Source organism: Bacillus sp. GB_SG_008 (assembly GCF_052038115.1).
GTDB lineage: Bacteria > Bacillota > Bacilli > Bacillales > Bacillaceae_G > Bacillus_A > Bacillus_A rhizoplanae.
In genome coordinates this window covers 224,486-241,969 of sequence record NZ_JBPZSK010000005.1, presented here as the reverse complement: position 1 = coordinate 241,969, position 17,484 = coordinate 224,486, and the positions used below count along the sequence as shown (strand labels likewise).

The 17,484-nt window shown below is 36.1% G+C and carries 16 protein-coding genes; 4 read left to right on the top strand and 12 right to left on the bottom strand.

Annotated features, from left to right (window positions below):
• The gene (locus ACTDJC_RS15015) at positions 1 to 279 is read right to left on the bottom strand and encodes a YhdT family protein (protein ID WP_098309883.1); all 279 of its coding nucleotides are present in this window, start codon (positions 277 to 279) and stop codon (positions 1 to 3) included.
• A 435-nt stretch (positions 280 to 714) separates the two neighbouring features.
• On the opposite strand from ACTDJC_RS15015, the gene ACTDJC_RS15010 reads away from it, so the two are divergent.
• The gene (locus ACTDJC_RS15010; protein WP_440603887.1) at positions 715 to 2,199 is read left to right on the top strand and encodes an aldehyde dehydrogenase family protein; all 1,485 of its coding nucleotides are present in this window, start codon (positions 715 to 717) and stop codon (positions 2,197 to 2,199) included.
• A 65-nt stretch (positions 2,200 to 2,264) separates the two neighbouring features.
• On the opposite strand, the gene fabG is transcribed toward ACTDJC_RS15010, so the two are convergent.
• Positions 2,265 to 3,005, bottom strand: coding sequence for a 3-oxoacyl-ACP reductase FabG (gene fabG, locus ACTDJC_RS15005; RefSeq protein ID WP_098309885.1), 741 nt, complete (start codon positions 3,003 to 3,005; stop codon positions 2,265 to 2,267).
• A 134-nt stretch (positions 3,006 to 3,139) separates the two neighbouring features.
• Here fabG and ACTDJC_RS15000 point away from each other — a divergent pair, with 134 nt between their 5' ends.
• The gene (locus ACTDJC_RS15000) at positions 3,140 to 3,289 is read left to right on the top strand and encodes a YfhD family protein (RefSeq protein ID WP_098309886.1); all 150 of its coding nucleotides are present in this window, start codon (positions 3,140 to 3,142) and stop codon (positions 3,287 to 3,289) included.
• A 20-nt stretch (positions 3,290 to 3,309) separates the two neighbouring features.
• Here the strand turns inward: ACTDJC_RS15000 and shc are convergent, their stop codons facing one another.
• The 4 genes from shc to ACTDJC_RS14980 all read right to left on the bottom strand — a co-directional run bounded on the left by shc (position 3,310) and on the right by ACTDJC_RS14980 (position 7,046).
• Positions 3,310 to 5,169 (bottom strand): squalene--hopene cyclase, encoded by a 1,860-nt coding sequence (gene shc, locus ACTDJC_RS14995; protein ID WP_440603886.1) that lies wholly within the window; start codon positions 5,167 to 5,169, stop codon positions 3,310 to 3,312.
• Positions 5,170 to 5,269: 100 nt separating this feature from the next.
• Entirely contained in the window at positions 5,270 to 5,695 is a 426-nt protein-coding gene (locus tag ACTDJC_RS14990; RefSeq protein WP_098309888.1) for a divergent PAP2 family protein, read from the bottom strand.
• 78 nt (positions 5,696 to 5,773) lie between these two features.
• Positions 5,774 to 6,703 carry an EamA family transporter RarD gene (gene rarD / locus ACTDJC_RS14985; RefSeq protein WP_098309889.1) on the bottom strand — a complete coding sequence of 310 codons (930 nt, stop codon included), beginning with the start codon at positions 6,701 to 6,703 and terminating at the stop codon, positions 5,774 to 5,776.
• Between the two features lie 94 nt (positions 6,704 to 6,797).
• On the bottom strand, positions 6,798 to 7,046 hold the full coding sequence (locus ACTDJC_RS14980; protein WP_098309931.1) for a DUF1294 domain-containing protein: 249 nt from the start codon (positions 7,044 to 7,046) through the stop codon (positions 6,798 to 6,800).
• A 259-nt stretch (positions 7,047 to 7,305) separates the two neighbouring features.
• Between ACTDJC_RS14980 and ACTDJC_RS14975 the strand changes: the two genes are divergently transcribed.
• Positions 7,306 to 7,782 carry a CarD family transcriptional regulator gene (locus ACTDJC_RS14975; RefSeq protein WP_440603885.1) on the top strand — a complete coding sequence of 159 codons (477 nt, stop codon included), beginning with the start codon at positions 7,306 to 7,308 and terminating at the stop codon, positions 7,780 to 7,782.
• Positions 7,783 to 8,448: 666 nt separating this feature from the next.
• On the opposite strand, the gene ACTDJC_RS14970 is transcribed toward ACTDJC_RS14975, so the two are convergent.
• The 5 genes from ACTDJC_RS14970 to ACTDJC_RS14950 form a co-directional block, all read right to left on the bottom strand.
• Positions 8,449 to 8,589: a phosphonate ABC transporter permease gene (locus ACTDJC_RS14970; protein ID WP_098309891.1), complete on the bottom strand. Its 141-nt coding sequence runs from the start codon at positions 8,587 to 8,589 to the stop codon at positions 8,449 to 8,451.
• 56 nt (positions 8,590 to 8,645) lie between these two features.
• Complete coding sequence (locus tag ACTDJC_RS14965; RefSeq protein ID WP_440603884.1) at positions 8,646 to 12,008, bottom strand: tubulin-like doman-containing protein; 3,363 nt, start codon at positions 12,006 to 12,008, stop codon at positions 8,646 to 8,648.
• Between the two features lie 17 nt (positions 12,009 to 12,025).
• Entirely contained in the window at positions 12,026 to 14,128 is a 2,103-nt protein-coding gene (locus ACTDJC_RS14960; RefSeq protein ID WP_440603883.1) for a vWA domain-containing protein, read from the bottom strand.
• A gap of 370 nt (positions 14,129 to 14,498) precedes the next feature.
• A complete protein-coding gene (locus ACTDJC_RS14955) occupies positions 14,499 to 15,536 on the bottom strand; it encodes a DmpA family aminopeptidase (protein ID WP_440603882.1) in 1,038 nt (345 codons plus the stop codon).
• A gap of 70 nt (positions 15,537 to 15,606) precedes the next feature.
• Positions 15,607 to 15,942, bottom strand: coding sequence for a hypothetical protein (locus ACTDJC_RS14950; protein ID WP_253629948.1), 336 nt, complete (start codon positions 15,940 to 15,942; stop codon positions 15,607 to 15,609).
• Between the two features lie 177 nt (positions 15,943 to 16,119).
• On the opposite strand from ACTDJC_RS14950, the gene ACTDJC_RS14945 reads away from it, so the two are divergent.
• Positions 16,120 to 16,542 (top strand): hypothetical protein, encoded by a 423-nt coding sequence (locus ACTDJC_RS14945; protein ID WP_440603881.1) that lies wholly within the window; start codon positions 16,120 to 16,122, stop codon positions 16,540 to 16,542.
• 140 nt (positions 16,543 to 16,682) lie between these two features.
• On the opposite strand, the gene ACTDJC_RS14940 is transcribed toward ACTDJC_RS14945, so the two are convergent.
• On the bottom strand, positions 16,683 to 17,402 hold the full coding sequence (locus ACTDJC_RS14940; RefSeq protein ID WP_098309897.1) for a class I SAM-dependent methyltransferase: 720 nt from the start codon (positions 17,400 to 17,402) through the stop codon (positions 16,683 to 16,685).
• Positions 17,403 to 17,484: the final 82 nt, after the last annotated feature.

Below are 17,484 nucleotides of genomic sequence, written 5' to 3'. Positions count from 1 at the left end.
TCATTCCTCACTCTTCTCTTCCTCATCAAACGAAACATCTTGAAATACGAAACGGACAACAAATACAATAAGTAAAACCATTACAATAAATCCTACTATACAACTATAAAAGAACCAGGCTGGAAACCCTAGTACATATGTATATTCTTTTGGATTGCCACTACCTAATCCATATGCGAAACCGTACCATAATAGAAAGTTGATAACAGCAAGTCCAATTCCGATCCACGCTTCACGATGTGCGATGCGAAAACGCGGATCATCATGATGTTGATTCATTTCTTCCCCCTCCTTTCACGATGTATTATTGTACCATTGTTTGTATCGTTTTTCCTATAAAAAAAGCAAAATGAATATCTCTTGTGCATAATATTAAACTTACATCACAAAATTACATATTTTTAACAATTGTAACATAAATAAGATTGAAATTTCTGATTTTTTAAGTTACGATTGAAATTGGATGTCCTTCACCTAGTTTATCCCGCACTAACGGGCAGTAAAACTCCCATCTCAAGATTTTGAGAGAACAAAAAAGATAGATGGGAGATAACTACTGGCATGTGCCCGATTGGTGAGAGCTTTCCATCAGTGGGAAATAAAGAAAAACCTCTACTGATAGAAGCTTCGCTTTATCCGGCAACTCCTCTTTTATTTGGAATAAATGCAGTATTTTACTGCGTTTACATTATATATTTTTAAGGGGGTTATATAATGAGCCAACTAGCTGTGAATCTCCATGAAAAAGTAGAGAAATTTTTACAAGGAACAAAGAAACTATATGTAAATGGGGCCTTTATTGAAAGCGCTTCCGGAAAAACATTTAAAACACCAAATCCAGCAACTGGTGATACGTTAGCTGTTGTATATGAAGGCGGACGTGAAGATATTCATAAAGCTGTCGTAGCAGCACGTCAAGCGTTTGATGAAGGACCATGGTCACGCATGAGCGGTGCTGAACGTAGCCGTTTCATGTACAAGCTTGCTGATTTAATGGAAAAACATAAAGATGAGCTTGCACAACTTGAAACATTAGACAACGGAAAACCAATTCAAGAAACAACAACTGCAGATATTCCTCTTGCAATTGAACATATGCGTTATTATGCTGGATGGGCAACAAAATTAGTCGGTCAAACAATTCCTGTTTCAGGAGATTATTTTAATTATACACGCCATGAACCCGTTGGTGTTGTTGGTCAAATTATCCCATGGAACTTCCCGCTTTTAATGGCGATGTGGAAGCTGGGAGCAGCACTAGCAACTGGATGTACCGTCGTACTAAAACCAGCAGAACAAACTCCTCTTTCCGCACTATATTTAGCTGAACTGATAGAAGAAGCTGGATTCCCAAAAGGTGTTATTAACATTATACCTGGATACGGTGAAACGGCTGGTCAAGCTCTTGTCAGTCATCCTCTCGTTGATAAAATTGCTTTCACAGGCTCAACTGAAGTTGGGAAACACATTATGAAAGAAGCATCCCAATCATTAAAACGCGTAACATTAGAGCTTGGTGGTAAATCACCAAATATTATTCTACCTGATGCCGATTTATCTCGTGCAATTCCAGCAGCACTTTCTGGTGTTATGTTTAACCAAGGACAAGTATGTTGTGCTGGATCTCGCTTGTTCATACCAAAGAAAATGTATGATAATGTTGTCGCAGATCTTGCCTTATATTCAAAGAGCTTAACGCAAGGATCTGGATTAGATCCACAAACAAACATTGGTCCCCTCGTATCAGAAGAACAACAAAATCGAGTGATGGGCTATATTGAAAAGGGAAAAAATGAAGGAGCAGAAATATTAGTTGGCGGAAATAAACCTTACGAACACGGTTATTATGTTGCTCCAACAATTTTCGCAGCTGTACAAGATGAAATGACGATTGCGAAAGAAGAAATTTTTGGTCCTGTCGTTGCTGCAATGCCATTTGATGACATTGATGAGGTTATTGAACGCGCTAACAAATCAGCATATGGATTAGCTGCCGGTTTGTGGACAGAAAACTTGAAGAATGCGCATTATGTTGCAAGTAAATTACGAGCTGGAACAGTATGGATAAACTGTTATAACGTCTTTGATGCAGCCTCTCCGTTTGGAGGTTATAAACAGTCAGGTCTTGGACGTGAAATGGGCTCTTACGCGTTAAATAACTATACAGAAGTAAAAAGCGTTTGGATTAACTTAAACTAAAAAAAGGTCTTGCCAATTGGCAAGACCTTTTCCTTGTTCTAACAAACTGACAGCCTTACTCCTTTTTATACTTGTAACCCCCCACTTACATTTAGCACTTCCCCAGTAATGTAAGAAGCAAAATCTGATGCTAGAAAGGCAGCTGCATGTGCAATATCTTGCGGTGCTCCGATTCGCCCTGCTGGAATGGCTGCAATCATCTTTTCCTTTACTTTATCCGGTATGGCTTGCGTCATATCGGTGTCCATAAATCCAGGACAAATTGCATTACATGTAACACCAAATCCAGCTGCTTCTTTTGATGCTGTTTTTGTAAGCCCAATTACACCCGCTTTAGCAGCAGCATAGTTTGCTTGACCAATATTTCCTTGCCAGCTAATTGAAGAAATATTAATAATACGTCCATATTGTTGTTTACGCATGTACAAAAGTGCTGGTTGCATACAGTTAAATACACCCGTTACATTTACTTGCAATACTTGCTCCCATGCTGTTTTTTCCATTTTATGCAACATTGCATCTCGTGTAATTCCAGCATTATTTACTAAAATATGCAATGCACCGTATGTTTGAATCGCATACTCAATTAGCGATTTTGCATCCGTATGGCTGCTTACATCACAAACATACGCCCTTACATCATATCCTTCTTGCAATAACTGTGTTGTCGTACTGTTTAAAGCTTCTTGATTAATATCACTTAGTAATACTTTCGCTCCTAAAGTGCCAAATACACGTGCAATTTCTTTTCCAATCCCTTGTGCTGCACCTGTAACAACAGCTGTTTTCCCCTCTAAAAAATTCATCCTTCTCCCTCGCTTTTTCTATGTATTTTCTATATATTTCGTCTTATGTATTTCATTCTCCTTTTTTGCATAAAAAAGTCTATTTGTGTCACACTATAATTGAAACTTAGCATAACACAAGGAGATTGTGTGAGATGAAAAAAAAGAATTTACAGCAAAACAAAGTGTCCGATGGAATTGATGTTGAGTTTTCTCAAGAACTCGCTGACCAAGATGACTTAGAAGCTCAAGCTCGTGCAGATGCTGCAGATGCACGTCAAAAACACCAACCAAACAAAAAATAAACCGAGGACATATTCTCGGTTTATTTTTTGTATTTTTTCACATAATGCGCAAAGGTAAGTAAGGGAAATAAGCGATGATAACTATGATAACGAATATAAAATTCCCCAGGCAATCCTGCTCCAGTTGGATATTCAATATGTTCTAAAGAATGCTCTAGCAAATAATTGATTCCCTTTTGAATATATGTTGTTTCCGTATCATGTACAGCGATTAGGGCATCTAAAGCCCATGCCGTTTGAGAAGGTGTACTAAAAGGTATTGAAATAAACCGCTTTTCTTTACTACTTTTACACGATTCTCCCCATCCGCCATCATGATGTTGAATCTCCTCTAACCATCGCACTGCTTTTTCTAATACTGGATGATTCGCTGGCAATCCGTTTGCTCGCAGTCCTGTTACAGCAGCCCATGTACCATATATGTAACAAACTCCCCATTTTCCATACCAAGAACCATTTTGTTCTTGATTACGGAGGAGCCATTGCATTGCCCGTTGCAAATCATATGCACTTATTTTATTTGGCGCATAAGTTCCAAAAAACTCAAGCACCCTCCCTGTTAAATCTGCTGTAGACGGATCAAGAATCATATCTTCTGCACTATCGAGAGGAACATGCGCAAACATATGCTTATCAACATCCTTCTCAAACGCTCCCCAGCCTCCATCTTTATTCTGCATTCCAAGAATCCACTGTATCCCCTTATTCCAAGCTTGTTTTACTTTCTTATCTTTCTTCGCAATGTAAGTAAGTGAACGTAGCGCCGCTGTTGTATCATCACAATCTGGCGCAATGGTATTCGAATCGGTAAATCCCCATCCGCCAGGAGGTAAAGAAGGTGCATGAACATGCCAATCCCCATAAGAAGTATGCTGTTTCTTTAATAAATAGCGATTTGCTCGTTCAATCATCGCATCATCTTCTGACACATTTGCTTCTTGCAAAGCATAACTCAAAAGAGCAGTATCCCACACTGTTGAAGGTGAGTTTTGCAAATGGGCACCATTTTTTGTATTCCATATGTACGACTGTATCCCTGATACACCTTTCTCAATAATAGGAGAATGTCTAGAATGACCGAGAGCAAGGAGAGCGTAAATCATATAAAAAGTAGCGCTCGCATAAGTGTAAAGTGTTCCATTTCCTTCTATACGTTCTAGCATAAAACGTTCCGCTGCTTTATATCCTTTTTGATGAAGAGAATATGGATACGAAATGAGCGTTTTCCCTTCTGATAAAATTGTTTGCAAAACAGAAGAGCGTTTATTATGAAACCAATTTGATTTATTCGCACCCACTATGTAACTAAGATTAGGAATAATATTTTCTTCTATTACAAATTTCTTATTCATACAAATGAGCGTAGGAACGAAATGAATACGTGCAGAATTACTCAATTCATACATATTAAACGGGGAATGATCCGGTAGAAAGAAAAAAGTCATGGGAAAATGAAACAATGCAGGGTAATCGTATTGCCCATGTAAGGCTAACATAAACTTCGTCATAAAATGAGCGTTTGTAATGCCACCTTGTTCAAGAATAAATTGTTCTGCACGGCGCAGCATATAGTCTTCTTTCTTAAATTTCCTAGAAGCTAACAATGCAGTATACACTTGAATTGTAGCTGAAAGATTTCCATTCAGCTCATCTTCATACAATTTCCATGTCCCTTCATTTGCTTGTAAAGAAATTAGTCTTGTCACAAATGGCTCTATTTCTTTTTCTCTTCGTAACGTACGTAATAATAAAATCATATGACAATCAGTTAATGGGGATCCCTCAAAGCAAAAACGCCATGTTCCATCTCTTTGCTGCATCGTACGTAACGCTGTAATTTGTCTCTCCATTTCCTGTTTTACTTTGTCATACAGCAGCATAGATGTCCCCCCTCTTTATTGAATCCATATACAATATTCAATAACATACGTAAATATGTGTAAAACAAAAAAGCAAAGTGAAGTTGATTCCTCACTTTGCTTACGAACAATACCAAATCGCAACAACAATTCCTAAAATTGCCCCGACAATGACTTGATATGGCGTATGACCGACAAGTTCATTCAATTTTTTATACTCTGTTTGTCTTCCATGAAAAAAGTCATTTAAAATTTTTGCTTGTTTACTTACAGCAAGTCTTACTCCTGATGCGTCATACATGACAATAATCGCAAAAATCGTCGCAATTGCAAATACAGAGCTCGTAATTCCTTCTTCAATCCCAATTGCTATTGCTAACGCTGTGACAGTGGAAGAATGAGAACTCGGCATTCCACCAGAGGCAAAAAACTGTGCAAAATCAAATTCTCTCTTTTTTACTAAAGTGATTATAACTTTTGTAAGTTGTGCTAAGAACCAAGCAATCACTGCAGACATTAATGGGTTGTTATGTAAAATTGTCTCCATAATTCGCACCTCACCGCTTATAATGGAATATCCTTACTTACATTATAAAGAAAACGGCATACATAATACTATGCCGTTTTACGAAACTTTTGCAGATTTATTTTTTATAAATTTCGGCTGCTTATTTAACATAAATTTCGTTTTCGCTATCGAAAATGTAAATAACGCAATCCAAATAAAGAAAAATGCTATCATATGAGTCCCTGTAAAATGTTCATGAAAGACAAAAATTCCCAATACAAGACTGATTGTCGGTGCAATATATTGCAAAAATCCGACCATTGATAACGGAATAAGCTTTGTACCTTTTGCAAAATATAAAAGCGGTAATGCAGTAACAATACCAGCACCAGCTAAAAGTAACGTCGACGTAATCGAAACTGATCCAAACGAACCAATTCCTTGAACACCTAACATTCCTAAATATACAAGAGCAATCGGCATTACAAGCATCGTTTCCATCGTAAGCCCAATCATTGAATCATAATCTAATAATTTCTTTGATAAACCATATAAACCAAATGTACATGCTAACGAAATCGCAATCCACGGAATGGATCCATAGTGAACTGTTAAAATTGCAACCCCAAATGCCGCTAACCCTACGGCAACATATTGCCAAAAATTGAGTTTTTCTTTTAAAACGAGCGTGCCAAGTAAAATACTAACAAGCGGATTAATATAATAACCTAGACTTGCTTCAATCACATGATTATGATTAACAGCCCATATGTACACAAACCAGTTCCCGCTAATTAATATAGAAGCAACAGTTAATGACATGAATAATTTAGGACGTTTAAAAAGTTGCACAAGCTCACTCGTAAATTGACCAAAACGTTTGCAAATCAATAAAACAAGTAACATAAAAGCGAATGCCCAAACGATACGATGAGCTAAAATTTCTTCTGCAGGAACTTCATCTATCAGTTTCCAATAAAGCGGTAGAACTCCCCACATCATATATGCACTTGCCGCATATATAATCCCCTTTTTTTGCGCTTCCATTTGACTCCCCTCTTTTCTTTTTTCTTCATTATAAAGTGTCCTTCTACCTTTTTACAATTTTCCGCTACATAACTTTTTCACACGGACCACCTTACTATAATATCCAAAAGATATATGCTCCCGCAGCCGCAAGGAATGGAATACCAAACACAAACTTATTTTTATGTGTCTTATGATGAAACATATACATCCCAATCCAAGCTCCAATTCCTCCCCCTGCTGCTGCGACTAAAAACAACGTACTCTCCGGCGTACGCCACTGCTTCTTCTTTGCTTTTCTTTTATCTAGTCCCATCATCATAAAAGCGAGAACATTAATAATTACAAAATAACCCCATTTCAGCATATTATTAAACCTCTTTCATACATTTTTCCAATCAATTATTTATCCCGTATTAACGGGCAGTAAGCCTCCACTGATAGGAGGTTCAATTTATTATACACTCATTTTATTTTTTAGTTTTATAAATATGTAACAATGATTTTATCTAATCAAACAAAAAATATTGACTATGATAATTATTTTGTGATATTATAAATAATTTTACTTATCATCTTATATATGATAAACTTAGAAAGGTTACCATATGGAGGTGGATTATTTGTTTCAAATTGGCGATAAAATTGTGTATCCAATGCACGGAGCAGGTGTGATTGAAGCCATAGAAGAAAAAGAAATCCTAGGAGAAAAACAAAAATATTATGTAATAAGAATACCAATTAGTAATATGGAAGTAATGATTCCGATGAAAAAAATGATACAATTACGTATACGATTAATTGCCGATAAGCTTACATTAGAAAATGTATTACTTATTTTGCAGTACGGCGAATCAGATGATTCACTCTCATGGAAGCAAAGATATACCCAAAACATGGAGAAAATGAAGACGGGTGAAATACAAGAAGGTGCTGAAGTAGTTCGCGACTTAATACGTAGGAATAAAGTAAGGGCACTTAATACAAGTGAAAAACAAATGTTAGACAACGCACAAAAAATTTTAATTAGTGAATTAAGTTTAATTAAAGGAATTACTGAAAATCAGGCAATTGATTTGTTAAATACGAAAGTCGGCTAGGTAAAGAAATCCTTTTAAAACCGTTTTGAACTTGATTTTAAATTATATAAGATACCTAAAACGACAAAATAGCCTACATCTATTTTGTTTTTTTTTTTTGCTTTATGTACCTCAATATGATATGATTGCAAATACGATTTGATTATAGGAACATTACCCTCTAAGAAAAAATTCTTTTTCCTCTAAATGAATTATTCTCACCACTTTTTATTCTCATACTTCTAAGTATACGATGAGGTTCATTTATCCAAGCATTGTTTTTGGATATCCCGATTCATACTGGCACGGTCATCGGAGCCGTAAGGACGAAAGAGAGGTAGGGCTTTCGTTGTTTTGAGGTTTCAAAAACGATAATGAACATTTACTGTTCTTATCTTCCATTTTAACGTAAAAACGATAACAGATTTAAATATATGCTTATATTTGCTCGGTTCATATAAATTGGAAACACATCTTTAGTAATATTATAAAAGTTTTTTATATGAAAACAATCAAGACAGTAAAATGGTTTAATAGTGAAAAAGGATTTGAATGTACGAAGTACAAAATGATAGTAATGTTACAGTAAATTGCATTCAAACAAGTTAACAGAGGTCAAAACCTAAGAATGTTGTAAAACTATAAGAAAACGAAAAGAACATGCAACAGTTTGCTGCATGTTCTTTATTATTCTTCTCCAGTTTCTCTCTCATCTCCACTGATACATTCATGAATTGATTGACTCTCTTTCTCCTCCATACAAATCATCGCACGATAAATTTCTGAATATAGACCAAACACTTGATACACACTTCCAAGAAACGGCATCAGAATCCCTCTTTTCCAAATAATAAATTCCAAAGTTAAGGATTCCCTATCTTTTCTTAAACATTCGCATTTGTATCTTCCTCTTCTATTTGAACGTTAAGAAGATGTAACCATTTTTTATACGGTGCACTGTTTGGATCTACAAATTCTTTTGCATATGAGCGATTCCAAAGTTGCTTTACAAATAAAGTCGCTTCTTTTTTTGCTGCTACTTCCGCTCCAGTCCCGTAATAAGCTTTAAAATATTGTTCAATTTCATCAACAAGTAATCGTAACAGTTCATCAGATGTTTCTTCTAACGTCGGATCATATTTCGCTTCCTTATCGTACATCAAGATAACATCTAAGATATTATGAACATGTTCTTTTCGAAGCCATCTTATATCTTGCGCACCTAATACAAATGAATGTGTATATAAATGTCCTCCGTGCTGCAATGCTTTTCCCTGTTCTTCTTCAAAACGAGAAATAATATTTTCATATATAAATGGATTATGAAGCAATGCACGGTGCAATTTATATCCTTCATTTGTTACATTTTTCCCCATCGATTGAATAAGAGAACTTCGGCCCACTCCGTTATATTGGTAAACGAACTGACCATCCACAGCAGCAAGACTAATCCAACGATATATATATGCATACAATAAAGCACGATTACACTTATCATAATCCAGCTTCGTTTGTGTTACATTTAAGTCTGGCATAAAAGCAGGTAAGTGCCAATACTTATCAAGATGCGGTGTTAAATTCGATTTACGAACGTTTAATTTATTTACGCGGCGATAATAAGACTGAAAGTAATCTCCCTTCTCGTTCACATAACCGTTTGCAATATGCCCAGACGATAATTTCGGAAAATCTTGCAGCGACAATCCGTAATGCGCACGGTAACATACAATTTCATACGGTGAAAAAGCTTCATCAACTGTTTCTTTTTCCTGGAACATCTCTTGTAGCGTCTCTTCATTTAACTCTTGATGAATAAGCGGATGAATACCCCAATATTGCAATTCACGATGATGCGCAACTTTCGGTATAAATGGACTTGCAAGATGCAGCAAATCTTCAATTTTCTCACTTACATACTCTGTCATATCACGCTTTTGAATAGCCGCTTCTTTTCGCAGTGCTTCAATAATATTTAATTCTAATTTATCTCGGTAGCGATCTTGCAATTCCTGCTCACAATACGTTAAAATATGTTTCCGATAAAAATCTTCTACTTTTTGTGATTGTCCTTCCTCAGCCTGCGCTCCTCTGCAATATTCACGATATAAACTCATATAAATTTCAGCAGATATCTCTTTTGGCAGCACACCATTGTTTACATGGTGATGAATATCGTTCCACATTTCTTCCTGCATTCGCTCATCTGCTAATACGTATACATTTGTTGGATTTGTTTTTCCCTCAAATTCTTTACTACGTTTTTGAATGTCTAATAATAAATTTTCACGAGTTTCTTGTAAATTATCAAAGAAACGCTCCCAATATTGAATCATTTTATCTACAGCCTGATATAAAGATTGATAAACAAGCTCTAATAACATTTCTTTTCGATATTCATTTAACTTGTGTACATATTGGGTCGCAATATCTTGAAATTCTTTTCGAAATAAACGCTGTTCATTATGAAACATTTTTCCAAACCAACCTTGTTGCTGCGTCAGTTCAACACGTCTAACAGCTGTTACCGTTCCTTCAATATTGCTCACATTAAATTTTTTATCATAATTTTGGATAAGACTGCGTTTCTGTTCATTATTTTCATGCAGACGATTCATTTTTTCGGTTAACAATTTACGAATTTCATATAACATGTAACGTGCAGCGACAGGATGAACAGGATCTGTTTTCTTTAAAAACCATGTATTCAACTGATATGACTGACCTTCTGAACCACTTGGTGTAAATCGATCAGTTTCAACCATATCATATATCAATGTTGTTACATGCTCATGTACACGGCTTGGTATCGCATACGCATATAAGCGTACAGCATGGTCCACCCGTGCCACTTCACCTTTCATTTGTTCAGCAATTTTCAGTTTTGCAGCTGAAATTTTACACTCTCGCTGCAAGCGATTTAACTCTTCATCTTTTTGTACCGTACGCTGCACATAATTTTCTACCGCTTCTAAAAATAATTTTGATTTTGATATACCAATTTTTCCGCCTTCTGCTCCTTCGCGCGTTTCATAATACATTTGCTTATAAAACACATGCGCCTGTTCTGGACGAGTCGCCAAATGTTCTAAATCTTCTAAGAAACTTTTTCCTCGCTCGGGCTTTTCACGCTGCATACCGCGGCGAACGTCTTGCTCATACCGGCTTTTCTTATCTTGAAAAAGTCGATCTAAATGAAGCCACGATTCATCTAGCCCTTGCACTGCCCATTTTAAAGCGCAGTAACGAAGAACATTTTCGTATGGATAAATAAGTTTTGCAGCTCCTGCTCCGCAATAACGAGCTTTACCATTTGAATCAGCAAGTTGTTGAATTTGATTATCTTCTTGTGCAAAATGACTCGTTGACATCGGACTAAATAATTGTAAATAAATTGTATTTGTCATTTGTTCCATATAATCAGACAAACTATGCAGATGGTGACCATGTAAATTTTCATAATCATATAAGAAGCAATAATTGTATGGTAAATGATGCTGCATAATGGTGTGATTTGTGCGTCCGTCTTCATCTACTTGATCCGGACGATATTCTAACTCAATTGTAACGCCCCCGCGGCGTGATAATTCTCCTGTAGATCCTAAAGTAATTGCGTGTAATTCTTTTAATGATGCATATCCATTTGCCTGCACCGTTTCAAATTCTTTTCCGCTTATTGTGCGTGTTTTGACGAGAACATCAGGAAGTAAAAAAGCACCGCGAATTAAAATGTTGTGATGTTGCAACTTTTTCCGAAGCATTTCTCGTAAATATAGAGCGATTTGCAAAAACATACCGGAACCTGTGCCACCTGCTAATGACGTAACAATAATAACGCGAACACCGTATTCTGTTGTATCACTTGTTACCGGAAAAATCTTCTCAATTTCTTGCCAAAAAGCTGTTAATTTATCTTCCTTCATCGCTGCGCGAAGTGCTAGGCGAGAAATAACCCGAAGTTGACCAGCACCTTCTGTTAATGGTTTATCTAGTACAGTCGGGTCAATCGGAAACCAATCTGGAATCGTTGGATCTTCCGCCATATATTCGCGCGGTGTTTTACTAGAGCTCGTTTGTGTCACAAATTTACGAATATGCTGAAAGTGACTTAACGTATTAATATCTGTATCAAATACGTGCATCGCTACTTTTTTACGCCGTTCTTTCGGTAGCTTTCGGTAAATATCATGCGTAACTGTACTTCCAATTCCCCCGAGTCCAATTAAAATTGTTGGCACTTGAAAATCCATGTGAACCACCTTCCTATTTATTCACATTCATATCTATATACTTCTTTTCCATAACCGCGATCAATAACAACCATTTCGTTCGGATATAACGTTTTATACTCGCGTCCTGCTTCTTCATCAGTTAGGACCATACCATCAATCACCATGCCTGGTACTTGAGAATCTTTCGTAACAAATATAGATTTTGAGCCCTTTTTTGCAATAAACGTAACAGATTGCACTGTTTTCCGCTCCGCTCGAAATGGAATACCAAAATAATGATTCCACCATTTCGTTCGCAGTGGCTCTGGTTCAGATTTATATAACCAATCTTCCGCAATAGATTGGTCCCATTCATAATACATAAGCGCTTTCCTATGAAAACGCGGGCGAACTATCCATCCAACAATAAGAATTGTAATAATGAATAAGATTATACTAAATGGTAAAACGAACTGAAAAATAGTCGCATAACGCTCTAAAAAAGGAACGTCAATAATAGACAACGAAATTTGTTTACTAACTTTTTGCGATTGTGAATCTCGTAATGTGATGGTAGCTTCTATGATGCCGGTGTCTGTAAAATTAAATGTGTTGGAGTAATAAGGACGAGGATATACATATATTTGATTTCTATTTTGCTTTAACTCATAGTTGATAGATTTATGAAATGTAATTGTTACTGTTTTCAACAATTCCCTTACTTCTGCTTCTGACATTGATTCTTCATTTAATAGTGGCTGTATAATAAATGGTGCGCTATGCTCTAAATTTGTTACTTTTTCTTTATAATTCGTTGTAACAACTTTTAATGATAGTTTTGGTTTTGGAACGGATTGAATGCGAAATTCTTTCGTTTGGCGATAAAACCCTTTTATATTCATGTGCACATTTCCATGCACAGCGTCTCTCCCTATCTTCGTTTCATAGTAGAAGACTTTTCGTTTCCCATCCCATTGCATCGAATACATTTGACCATTTATTTCTATTTGAGCATTAAAATATGAAGCATCTACCGGTACATTTGTTGGTTTTGCTTCTATAATTGCTGTTTGATTTTCATAGATTTGTTCTATTTCTTTTTTCGGGTCCTTTCCTTTTTCATATATGGAAACGGTATAATCTAACGCTGGTTCTACTAGTACTTTCATATTTTCCTTTGTCACTGCTTGATCAATTTCTACCATATATGTTCCTGGTTCCATTACAGCATTGTTTTTAGGCATAATATGAGTAATTCCACCATATAATCCCATTCCCGCCGGTGCTTGAATCGAAAATCTTGATTGTAAATTGAGTGATCCTTGTATATTTTGGACACGATACGGTATGTTTTGAGAAGATTGACCAACAAGCGTAATTCGTTTTAACGGAAATGGTGTTTTAACTTCAATCTTGTTTCCTACTATATTTGTTTTTACCGCTTCTTCTACTGATGAAAATGGATCACGATTCGCTATTAAAGCAGCGGCTTGGTTGACGCTGTGGATAACACCATCTTCTCCACTTGTTGGGAATACGATTCCATTTATCTGGTGTTTCCAAATATCTTTAAAGACGTTCATTTGTGCTTGTTCTTGCGCCCCTAAATTTTCTTCCATTGTAATTAATACTGCATGTAAAGAAATGTTTTTTGCTTCCATTTCTTTTTTAAAAGTACTGAGCGTTTCTGAAATCCTTTTTTTTCCACTATCATCTTGTTTTTCTAGCTCATTAAACGCTCCATCTGTTAGAATAATAAGCCAAAATTCACGATTGGCATTTTCCTGAGTTTGCCTCTTAATAGATTGCATAGCTGTTTCCACTGATTGAAAAGGTGTGTTAACATGTTCATTCCATGTTTGAATCTTTTCAATTTCCTCTTGCCGTTTGTTATTCGCTAGAGAAACTGTTATTTCTTGCGATGGATGACTCATTGGTACATAAGAAAACGTATCTTTTTCATCTAACAATGCAATCAAACTTTGCAATGCATAATTTGCATACTTCCAGCGATCATTATTACGCATACTACCAGAATCATCATACACAAGTGAAACAACACGCTGCCTCGCTTCTTCTCCTTTCGCTAAACTAGAAAAAGGACAAATACATATGAGTAGTAAAAACAAAATAGATGTGGCTATGATTCGAATATGCATGTTGAAGCTTCGCCACCTTTGTAGACAAATTCCTATGTTTAAACTTATGAGAAGAAATACAAGATATGACTTGTATTTCGAAAAACGAACGAGAATATAATATTATTATGTAAACAATCATTTAATAAAAAACTGCTCATTTTCAGTTTTTTATTTTCTTCTAATTTTCATCATAATTTACTTTCTCACCCAATATTTTTGCCACTTCTCATTAAAGTACATTTCAACTTCCTATGCCATATATATCCGGTTTTAATTATATCGGTTTCTATAGAGTAATAAAAAAACTGACATTTATACTTTAGAGTTTGTATGTAATAGTAATAACCAAAGCTCCGCTCTATAATTTATATTAGTTTACATAATTAAATTATTTTAACCTTAGTATGTTTTTTAGATTTTCATAAGATATCGCCTCTAATTTTCTTTTTCCTCTACCTTCTATCGTTTCTGCCATACATAAAGCATTCCAAATTGCCTCTTCTACGGCTTCAATTGTCATTGCAAATAAATGAGAAATTTCTTTCCCATCTTCACGCAAAAATTGATACTGCAATGATTCTGTAGTTGGCGTATGAGAAATACGATGTGCTGTTGAAAAGGCAATAACAATATCCCCGCTCCCATGCGCTCCGTAAGAACCCGCCTTTGCAAGTCCAAAAGTTGCTCGCTTTGCTATGCGATGTAATTGTCTATCACTTAACGGCGCATCGGTTGCGATAACAATCATGATAGAGCCATCCGGCAAAGTTTCTTCGTTCTCTTTTTGAATATATAAATCTTCTTTTCTCCCAAAATTCGTAACAACTAAAACACCCACCGTATACGTATCTTTTGTAAAAGTTATTATGCGTGAGCTTGTACCAATTCCGCCTTTATATCCAAAACAAGCCATCCCTGTACCAGCTCCCACGCATCCTTCTTCCACTGGACCATTTTTTGCGTTTGTAATGGCCTCAATTGCATGCTTGGGTCTTACATAAAGCGTTCGAATGTCATGTAAATATCCATCATTACACTCTCCAACAACAATATTTACAGTTCCAGTTGTATCACCAATTTCCTCATTCCGCTCTAGCAAATATCGTAATGTCCCTTCTAATACTGGAGCAACTGCAAATGTATTGGACAGCATAATCGGACTTTCAAGTACACCTAGTTCTTGTATTTGAATCGTCCCAATCGTTTTTCCAAAGCCATTAATAACATAAGAACTAGCGAATACTTTTTCACGAAATATATTTCCATCATGCGGTAAAATCGCCGTGACACCAGTACGAATATGCATTTCTTCCTTCAAAGTAACATGCCCCACTAAGACACCTTCAACATCAGTAATAGCATTCCATTTTCCCACATCATATTTTCCAATTTTCACTCCTAGTTCACGTAACTGCACTCGCTTCATAATTTCACCTTTTTTCTTAATTTTCTATCTTTTATTATAACAAAGATGAGAGTGCAATCTACAAGCACTCTCATTGTTTTACGTATACTTCTACAACTGGATTTTCTTTGTGATCAGCATGAAGACGAATGTTACTTTCTTTTACATTGTAGATATCCGCCAATAGTAATACTGTTAATATGTTAGGAAATTTGCTATCTGTGCCATATTTTCGTTCAAGTGCTTCCTTATATTCAAACGCAAGATCTCCTTGTATATATGTATACACTTCAAAGCCATCTTGTAAATCACAGACAATGGTATCAATAATATCAGCTCCTACTTGACGTGTCATCTCTTTTCGAAGTGCATCCGTTAATGCATTCCATGACACTTCATACGTTTGAAATGTATCTGAATGACTCATTTTTTTCTCTCCTTTTTATCTCACTCTAACAGGGAGTAACATTTTTCATTACTAGAAAACAATCTTTCCTTATCATTCCCGTTTTTCACTGCAATTATGATGGAATAGACAAACGTACAAGCCGCTCTTGTCCCTTTATCATATCGTAATATTGGAAAGAGAAAGGGGCAAAATTATATGAGTTCTCATAAACATTTTCATACATGTCGGCGTTATTATGGGCGAGTCGTACGTATTGAAGATTATAAAGGCAATATCCATATTGGAAGAATTGTTGATCTAACAGATGAATCAGTATGGATTGAACCCGTTCATCGCAAACGATTTGACCACGGGTTTGGCTTTGGTGGTAGCTTCGGCTGTGATTTCTGCGGTGGTTTAGGTGAATGTAACCATTGTGGATTTGGATTTGATGACTGTAGATCTGGTAGATCTCGTAGATCTGGTAGATCTCGTAGATGTGGTAGATGTGGATTTGATGAATGTAGATGTGGGTTTGGTGGGTTTGGTGGGTTTGGTGGATTTGGTGGATTTGGAGCCGTTGAACTTGGTCTTGGATTTATTTTCGGTGTTTCATTAGCTGCTTTATTTTTCATTTAAAGAAAAGCCAACATATTGTTGGCTTTTTTTAATAAAATGAAACTTCCATCAGTGGAGGGTTCTTCATCCACCACTGATGGAAAGCCCGCCCAATCGGGCTTTTACGGAGAATGAAGTCCACCATTAATCAAAATTCCACTTTATTTTTGACAAATAAAAATCCGGTGCCCTAATATATGCTTGTATTGATGTAAAATATGTTCATGCGCAATCCATGCATTATACAAATCTTGTGAAATAAAATCTGATATATCCCACTCTGGCTCTTCTACATGTGCAGAAATCGTTGTTGCAATGGTTCCGCCTCCAAGTACACGTACTGTTTTAAAATTTGCCTGTTTAAAGAGTATAACCCATTCTTGTGCTGTTAACAGTTGTTCCATTCCATATAAAGTTACTATATTTTTTTCCTCATGTACTGGTAAATGTTGCTCAATTACCAATTCAATAACAAGCAGCGTCCCGCCACATTGTAATACACGGTAACATTCATCTATCGCTTTCCTTTTATTTGTAAACGCAAGAACGGATTCTCCTAATACAATATGAAACATTTCATCACGACACGGTAGTGCCTCTACACTCCCTGCAATGAGCTCAATATTTACTCCATCCTTATACCATCTTTTTTTTGCTTTTTCAATCATCGTTTCATTTATTTCAACTGCACTTACAGCAGAGCCATACTGTTTCGCAATATAGGAAGCTGTCCTGCCTGTTCCACAACCAATCTCTAATAATTTTGTATGCTGGTCTAATGAAAGCTGTGCTAATAATTGCTTTGTTAACGTAAAACCTCCTGGATGTGCACTGCCAATACCAAACGCTGCTAGGAAATCTAAATAAGAATATTGTTTCATATACATCTCCTTCTATCTCACATTTAACGGGCATATTCAGAAAAACAAAGGATATAGATAGAAGATTTCTGCCCGGAAAAAC